The organism is Rhizobium sp. UGM030330-04 (assembly GCF_003208455.1).
Classification (GTDB): Bacteria; Pseudomonadota; Alphaproteobacteria; order Rhizobiales; family Rhizobiaceae; genus Agrobacterium; species Agrobacterium rhizogenes_A.
Map to the genome: position 1 here is coordinate 1 of NZ_QKML01000031.1, position 8,200 is coordinate 8,200.

Here is an 8,200-nt window from a genome sequence, read left to right on the forward strand (position 1 = left end):
GGGGGGGGCAAAAGCCCCCTTGTAGATAGAAAAACTAGCTTTTTCGTTTGGAGGAGTCCGTATCAGCTATAATTTCCCTAAAATTTTTATATAAATCAATGTATTAAGTATTTCTTATCACCGATACAACCCCCAATTGGACCCCCAAACTGCATAAAAAATATGGTTTGGCTACGGCTACATCGGCTACCCCTGGATCGCCCTAAACGGCGTTTTTAGCCGATCCCTTCAAAGCCATCGGTTATCCATAGGCCGGAGCACCGGAGCCTCACGGAGGCTCCCAGGGCATCTTAATAGGGCCTCTCAGTATGGAGCGTGCCCTAGCGATCGGGCATCAGGCCGCAACACCGGCCACCGCGCCCACCCGGCTTGGTCCGCCGATCAGGCATCCCGTCGAAACGCCCTAAGCGGCGTTTCTAGCACTCCCGTTTTTTTGTGTCCTTTCTTTTGTTTGCTCAGTAACCGCTTCGTCAGGAGCGCCTGGCAAGCGTCCTGGGTCTCAAACCAGTTAGTAAGAAGCCGCCCTGGACTCCCGACACGCCCATATTCACGGATAAGCAACCAACTGCCGAACAGGTCTGGGGGGATCCCCAGGTTGTAAAACCAACGCTGGTAGAAATCTTCAAGGATTCCTCATAGAATCTATATAGATTCTTTATAGTCCATTTTGGATTCTGTTCAGGTTTACGTGATATGTCAAAGAAGATTCAAGTTTCCTTTTCCGATAAGCAAATCAGGCTCTTGGAGCGTCTTAAAGGGGAGTTTGGGGAGACTGACGCTGATGTTGTCCGAAGTGTTGTTCTCGCTTGGCTCGCAGAGAAGAGCTTTATCAGCACGGTAATTAAGCAGCGAATTTTCCGGGAAACAGAGCATAGCCCAAATGATGACAATACTCCTTAGAACATCTCTTTCAGGAGATTTTTAAATATCCTCTCGAAGGTAAACGATCAAATAATGGCACGAATATTTCAAAACCTGCGCTCTTTTGTATTTATTTTAATTTTTGTTGTAACGCCTTGCGGAGCGGACCTGCCGCTTATGAGTAAGGAGATTTTAATCCAAGAGAACATTACGCGCTTCAGCTTTGGGATTGCTTATGGAAACCAAACGCAGCGTACCATTCTTTCCACTAGAAATCAGGATATGGTATCAACCCAAATCGGAATCCGGCATGGCATAACGCCAAAGACTGAAATCTTCGGACGCACCACGGCCTCCCATTTATACCGGCGTTCGACAGCGGAGAAGTCCGAACGCAGAACTAAATTTAACAATCTTACGCTTGGAATCAATTACAGCTTTTTACCTGAAGCAAAAACACCTGCCTTACTTGGATATGTTGAGGTTGAGGCTATGGGGAATGAGGGTTCAACTGGACGTGTTAATGTTGTCTACGGGAAAACATGGCGTATTGGATTAACGACGTATCGTTCTTTTGACCCCGTGGTGTTGTCGTTATCGGCAGGATACAACCATGCGCAAAGACGTAATTACTTCCATTCCGGAAACCATGTTGTCTTTGACCCCGGAGACGGTTTTTATATACAACCTTCCCTCAGCTTCTCTATCAATAACAAAATTTCCGTGTCTAGCGGCTTCCAGGTTATCTACAGCGGGAAAAACAAGGTGGATAGCGAACCCACGGGGATTGCGTTCACGCGCACGAACGCCACAATGGGCGTAGGGTTCGCTCTCGATAAAAAGACAACCATCTTCGGAAACCTGTCAGCCAATGTGAGTGGCGACGAAGGTTCTTTCGTGGGGCTTCATATTACACGTGAGATTGATTGGTGATCATGCTTTAAGAGAGCCTTCGATATTCAAGAGGTAGATTATGAAAAATGCTAAAGATATATTGACGGTTATTTTATTCTCTTTCATGTTGGCGCAACCCGCGTTTGCTGGTAAGTTAACCCAAACGGATGTTGATTTTCTATTTAATCCGACAGCGGGATATAGCGTTAGTGACTTTACGCAGTTAACGGAGGGAGAATTAGCTACGGTAGAGGGTAAGGTATGGTGGGGCGGTATGTGGCGTCGCATCGGGAGTGCTATAGCCGGATTCTATAGAAGTTTCAGGTATGGTAATGCATTCCAGATTGGAAGATATAATTATCGGATACACAAAGATCCTCCGCATCATTACTTTAAATCAAATTCCTGGCATGGGATGGCGGGGCGGCGTAAGCATTGGCAAATCGACCGTTGGCCTATTAAAGAAGGCGTCTCAAAAAAACCGATTTATAGACTTCCCTATGGAAAGGAGGATTTCACCAGAGGTCCACCTAGGAGACTGAAAGATCCAATAGCACAGAAAAAATATAATTACAAATTTGAATTGCGACAATGGAGAGCGCGGAAAGCGGAAGCTCAAGCAAAAGGACTAATAGATTCTCAGGGAAGACCCATATCGGGATCGTCGGGACCCTCCGCATTATCCGCATCATCCGAGGAAACCCCTACGGAACCGGCTAGGATACCACCCGGCATACCAGATCCTAGTGCCGAGTTGATTCAAGCTCTTTGGGATGAAACAGTTGCCTCGGATGACGGCGTTAGGCCAACGACTCTCAGTGCAGAGAATCGCGATTCCTATACCGGACCTGTGCCAAGCGAACGGTTGCGTGGTTTAATTATGCAATACGTTGCGCCAACCCGCGCACAGGCTTGTTTTGATTTCGGAGGGCTCAGTTGTGATTAGGAACTTGAGAAAAAGATTGGTCCAGGTAAGCGAGATAGGGTATGATATCTGGACGTTTTGCCTAGGTCTTTTTTACGCATGGAGGAATCAAGAAGACATAGATAAATGTCTTTGCGATTATGTGGCGGAAGTTAAGCTACGGGAAATCGTTTCCAGCGGTAGAGAACGGATTGATAAAATAATCAAAGAGGGGGAGTATGGGGAGATAGAAACAAAAGAAGATGACTACCTACAAGCCGTGGGGGAACGTCCACCGTATAAATATAAATATACAGTAACCCATGAAGACCCTTTCTTTGGACATCAGTATGCAGCGAAGGCAGAATATAGAGACGTGGGAAACGCCTATAAACATTATATAGAAGACAACGAGGAAAAAAAAGAATTAATCCGTATAGAGGTTACTGTGGACGATGGGGGATCTCGCGCTTTATCTCGAACCGAACTTTTAAACACCAAAGATTTAACCCTTTACGAAAAACCCCTATGAATAGAAAAGTTGCGCGGCAGCTTACAGAAGCCTATCTAAAGGAGATTCTCTCTGATGACAAAGCGAGAATCCTAAAAATTTTCAATCGTACCGAATATGCGTATCCTGTTAGGGACCTTGTTGAATATGAGTTAACTGCGAGAGCCTATTATGAGGATTCTGAAAAGAAACAAATTCGTATAGTGGTAGCAATAGATGAGATGCGTTTTTTTGCTTTTCGGGGACCTGTAACAAGCGAAACACTGATAAATGCCGACGATGTAAGAGCCTATAAGGCTTCACTAGAAGGTAAATAGATTCTGTGCCACCATCCCGTTGGCTTTTGGGAGTCTTCGGAGGGGTTCTGATCGGAATCGCGGCCTTTGGGAGAGGGGGCGAAATTCATCTTCTCCACCCAACAGGTTCTGTCAGCATTCCGATCAAAACTTGGAAGGATTTACGGGACGCACAGGTTATAAAGCAGCGTTTAGATGATTCTTGCGGATCCGCAGCAGCAGCAACGATCTTGCATTATTTCTATGGACAGGATGTATCCGAGGCAGACCTTATCGCGGAAGTTATAGCAGCCAAGCTCGCTACAGTGGATTCGGATTTTGAGCGTGGCATCCGTTCGACGCTTATTCGGGCCGTGCTCGATAATGAACTCTCTACGAAGGAACTCAAACGGCAACTATTTGCCGTGGTACTCGAATCGTTAGGAAAAGGTATTCCCCACGAAGACTTGAATAAACAGCTTGCCCAGGCAATCAAAAACGAACTGGATACTACGGCGTCGTTTTCCACCATCAAGCAAGCCGTCGGGAAGTTTGGCTTTCGCGCCGTTGGTTTGGTGCTTACCTTTGCGCAACTTAGACAGCTCCGTAATCCGGTTATTGTCTATTTAGACTTGCACGGAGAGGGGCATTTCTCCGTAGTGCGGGGCATCAGATCGGATGGTCTAGTCCGGTTAGCAGACCCTTCGTGGGGAAACCAAACACTCGGAGCCTATCGCTTTCAGGAAATGTGGGTAGGTGCAGAAAACACAGGGAAGGTGTTAACCATCCTTCCGAAGAAACACGGCGTTCCGGTGGTACCAAAGCCTGGATTTTGGGTAACCCCAACGCAAAACCCGGATTTGTGGCAACATCTAATCCTATTGCGGGGAGCGCATTCCTAATTCCCCTTCGACCACTTCCTTGAATGCTTCATTGGATATGCTCTATGGGATACCGAGGCGAGGGCGCAAACAACCTCCGAAGCGCAAGGCCGGGTGTTAGCCATACTGCCCAAGGATGCAGAGTTGGCTGCGCAGGCGGGGTTCTTTACGAAAGCTCCGCGACGCCAGACCGAGCAGGCTATCACGCAGATTAGGGTTTGGGCGGGGCGGTAGCTGAGAGCCTCGCTGAGGAGATCGGCGGAGAACCTGGCAACATTCTGGTCCTTCTGCCAAAGGATGTGGCTATTCGTGTGGGAGCCGCCCACGACTTTTTCCAAGCTCCGAAGCGAAATTCGGTATTGTGGCAACATCTTATCCTGCTGCGCGGGCCGTGATTGTGTCTGCGTCGATCCCCGTTAGCTTCTGACCTCCCTTCTGACAGAGCGATCTTGATTGGCTTCGAAGCCGAACTGCATCTGTTCTCGGATGAGAAGCTCAGCCACGGGCGCGCAAAGGCGTCCGGTTAAAGAGGTGGCCACGTTGCTTAACGTGAGCCGCGTCGACGCTCTACCGCGCCCTTTCGGTATCCCTAGGATCCCCACACTGGTCTTAAATGGCCAGTGTGGGCTTCTGGCGTACTGTTGTATGGTGCCCTGGAGTGCGCTACGGCCTCCTGGGAAATAGCGGTAAAGGGTGGATTGGTCAATGTTAAGCCGGCTGGCGATTTCGGTGACGGGGATTTTGGGGTCGGCGAGCAGGGCGCAGGCGACATTCAGGCCGGCCATTGTCCGCTCGTGGAGGATGGACCGCTCGAACTCGGCCAGGCTGGCAAAAATGTGGAAGACAAGTCGGCCGCTGCTGGTAGTCGTATCGATGTTCTCGGTCAGCGGGTGGAATCCGATTTCGCGGTCCTTTGGGTCCTCGACGGTCTTGAGGAGCTGCTTGAGGGAATAGGCCATGCGACACGCATGTCAAGTCATTATGGGGGTCCTGGTGCAAGCGCGGGGTGCGCGTCGGAACGAACGCAGGCCACCGAAGGCAATGGCCGTCGCCCAATTTTCGCACCTGAAATCGGACGGACTTCAAAAATGACAACGCTCTGGCAGAATTGCTGGGGGATTGCTTAATAGAGTAAAAGGGGACGGGTAGGGTTCTGGCTCGTGAGCCTGTGGGAAGCCTGTAGAGCGGTTTTTTTCTCTCCTTGTTACCTCAACCATTCCAAACATCTGTAATCGCCCGAGAGAGGCTCTGAGGGCCTTTCCGGCGTCTTCTGCGCATCGTTTCTGCTTCGGATTTGGCGTTCCACGCCAGTGAGTTGGAACTAGGTTCCTTGATTTGATTTTCCGCTCCGAGCGTTTCCCTCAGCAGGGATTTCTCCCTGTAGACCTTTCCGTTGGACTCTCTGTTGTGCTCTGTCCTTGTCAGGACGGCTGGTGACAGGCCGGTGTTGTACCGCAGGTGGTGGAGTTAGGTTCTGTTGTGGAGGTTTTTCCACAGATTGGGTCTGATAACTATCGGTAGCTATAGGTATACCTAATAGGGTTGTCCACCAAAGTAGCCGTAGATAACTTCACCGATCACCAGATTTTTCCACAAGGCTCACGCGTGTAGAAACCTGGGGTTGGCTGTTCCTCAGCGTCAATCCTCCCTGGTCCACCTCGACCTTGGCCTTCGGGTAGCACCGAAAGACCTGTGACAGCGCGGTATGGAAGACGGTTTTGAATTTGTCCATCCGACTGTGATCCACCCCAAACTGCCCCTTGATGGCCACCCACGTGATGAATTGCGGTTTCCCATGAGGGATACGGTGCAGGCGTTGGGCCAGCCAGGCGTAGATGTCAAGCGCCATGGCCGAGTGTGACAGCGCCGCCAGCGCCCGCTCGTCGAGTGGCACGGCGTGCTTTTGAAGGCTGTCGAAGTACCGGTGATTCAGGTGAAGGGTCGGTCTCCAAAGAACCCTGTTGTTCTCATCTTTCGTTAGCCACAATTCGATCACGTCTACGAACTGACTGTTGATTTGCACGGTGTGACTGTTAGCCATCATGGCCATGCGGATGGCGGCAACGGATAGACGCGCAAGTTGGTCTTTGAATGCGCGGATTTGGTAACCGTTCGGTCCCGATTTTCCCCGTTTGGTCGGGTCTTGAAGGCGTCTAACGAAAGCGGTCAGGCTGCGCTCGACTTCGATTTCGGGAGAGCCGGTCCTGAGTGCCTCGGCGTTCAGGTGAGCTAGGATCAAGCGTGCCTTGGGGCCGAACGGAAGGCCGATTTTGGCGTACCGTTCGGTACTGGGATCGATGGCATATCCTGCCTCGACGTGTAAGAGAATTGAACCCTGCTTACGCTGTTATTATTTATTTATATTCTATAATCCTTTCTATGTTGAAGTGAAATTGAAGTGAAGTACCATTCCCTTTGTGGGCTGGAAGGATCGTAGTGAATAGAGGACATCGTAGCCGTTCCGGATGCGCGTAATTTGTTGATATTCGAGTGTTATTCTTGTTCTTACCTTCGTTTTCAGAAGGGCTTTTTTGTGCTCCAGAAGCGCTTATGATAGTCCGCGTAACATGTCTCCTTTGTAGGCGATCTTGGACACCTTTACCTTACCGGCCTCGGTCTTAGGCCTGATCGATTTCTCCTACAGTCTCCATTTCTGGATCATCTCGGCTTGGCGTGTATGTTGCCTTGGGGGTAAACCGTTTGCCATCTTTTCCCCGAAGCGTTGCCATTTTCGGTGAACCCCAAAGGGGGTTTGTCTGATTTTGGGTGCAACCAATTGGTTGACGTCCATTACGACGTTTTCAGACGATTGAAAAATTTACCGAACTCTGCATCGTTTTTTCTCTAATTGTGAATTGTTCTCCGTGAGGCACCCAGGTGATCTGCTAGATTGGCTGCGGTTGGAAGTCCTGGTTCGTGGAACCGAGCCTCCAAATATCTTGTGCATTAATTGACGCTGTTAATTTTGAGGGTCGCATTTCTTAGTTTTCCATGGTCGAGTGCAAAAACTCTCCTTATCTGTTTTAGCTTTCTTATGAGGGAGTGTAGATTGGTCTATTGTCTTGTCAATATCTGCTTATTTTTTGGTTACTTGGGCGTATCTGATTTCAGCGATGGGTATCTGGTTGTGGATAAAAAGAGTTTTTGAATAATTTAAATTTGATTAGAAGTAATGACACTTATCAGTTTTTCACATGACACTTATTTTCCACCGGGAGCACCCTGGGCCGGGTTGCTTCAGTCTATTCTGCATATTCTGGCGTGAATGTTTGGAAGCAAGCGAAAAAAAGGGCCTTTCGGCCCATTTTGGTAGCGGTGGGTAATGACTGTCCGTAGCGGAGTTTCGTTCTCCGTTCGTCGATCCCTGTGCCCCGTGATTCGACGCTAGGTCGGTAACGATTGGGGACTTCGGTAGACGCCCGGAAGTAATTTCTTGGCTTCCGCGTAGATGTTGTCTCGGCTCCAGTCCGGGTGTTCCGTCAGGATGTCAAGCGCGAGTTTTGAGATAAGCGCTTTGGCTTCGGGGTTGAGCTGATCGAGGTATTTGCTCACTGGATCGAGGCTGCGGGTGCCGGTTGTGGCGGTGATGGTTTGCACGGACGTCGGCCAATTTTTGGATGCCTCCTCCCGAGTCTTTTCGTCCGTATTGCGGGCAGGACTTGTTGGGGCCATTCCGGCGATTTTCGCGGTCAGCTGCTTCATCATCGTTGCCCCTCTTTTGGCGTATGCCTTCTCATAGGCCTTCTGTTTTATCCTGAGCCGCTCTTTAGCTTTCGCGCGTTCCTTGTCAAGCCAGCCCCGGAGTCCCAGAGCATCGAAGAGCGTGGTGGAAACGATCTTGATCGCGGAAAAACTTCTGTAGGAGCCATCCTTC

Annotated in this window: 9 protein-coding genes; 5 read left to right on the plus strand and 4 right to left on the minus strand. The window is 49.6% G+C overall.

Annotation, left to right across the window (positions count from 1 at the left end; all coding sequences use genetic code 11):
- Positions 1–381: 381 nt before the first annotated feature.
- Positions 382–630: a WGR domain-containing protein gene (locus N434_RS26210; RefSeq protein WP_097050022.1), complete on the minus strand. Its 249-nt coding sequence runs from the start codon at positions 628–630 to the stop codon at positions 382–384.
- 324 nt (positions 631–954) lie between these two features.
- On the opposite strand from N434_RS26210, the gene N434_RS25070 reads away from it, so the two are divergent.
- The 5 genes from N434_RS25070 to N434_RS25090 all read left to right on the plus strand — a co-directional run bounded on the left by N434_RS25070 (position 955) and on the right by N434_RS25090 (position 4,347).
- Complete coding sequence (locus tag N434_RS25070) at positions 955–1,794, plus strand: hypothetical protein (protein ID WP_141401697.1); 840 nt, start codon at positions 955–957, stop codon at positions 1,792–1,794.
- A gap of 40 nt (positions 1,795–1,834) precedes the next feature.
- Positions 1,835–2,701, plus strand: coding sequence for a hypothetical protein (locus N434_RS25665; protein ID WP_141401696.1), 867 nt, complete (start codon positions 1,835–1,837; stop codon positions 2,699–2,701).
- Positions 2,694–3,191: a hypothetical protein gene (locus tag N434_RS25080; RefSeq protein WP_110760752.1), complete on the plus strand. Its 498-nt coding sequence runs from the start codon at positions 2,694–2,696 to the stop codon at positions 3,189–3,191. The genes N434_RS25665 and N434_RS25080 overlap by 8 nt, the downstream gene beginning before the upstream one ends.
- Complete coding sequence (locus N434_RS25085; protein WP_110760753.1) at positions 3,188–3,487, plus strand: hypothetical protein; 300 nt, start codon at positions 3,188–3,190, stop codon at positions 3,485–3,487. The genes N434_RS25080 and N434_RS25085 overlap by 4 nt, the downstream gene beginning before the upstream one ends.
- A 209-nt stretch (positions 3,488–3,696) precedes the next feature.
- Positions 3,697–4,347, plus strand: a complete 651-nt coding sequence (locus tag N434_RS25090; protein WP_176510705.1) for a cysteine peptidase family C39 domain-containing protein — start codon at positions 3,697–3,699, stop codon at positions 4,345–4,347.
- Positions 4,348–4,742: 395 nt separating this feature from the next.
- Here the strand turns inward: N434_RS25090 and N434_RS25095 are convergent, their stop codons facing one another.
- The 3 genes from N434_RS25095 to N434_RS25930 all read right to left on the minus strand — a co-directional run.
- Positions 4,743–5,285, minus strand: a complete 543-nt coding sequence (locus N434_RS25095; protein WP_097050019.1) for a recombinase family protein — start codon at positions 5,283–5,285, stop codon at positions 4,743–4,745.
- 611 nt (positions 5,286–5,896) lie between these two features.
- A complete protein-coding gene (locus N434_RS25100; RefSeq protein WP_176510704.1) occupies positions 5,897–6,565 on the minus strand; it encodes a replication protein RepA in 669 nt (222 codons plus the stop codon).
- Between the two features lie 1,145 nt (positions 6,566–7,710).
- A partial coding sequence (locus tag N434_RS25930; RefSeq protein ID WP_210206062.1) for a hypothetical protein occupies positions 7,711–8,200 on the minus strand: 490 nt, incomplete at its 5' end.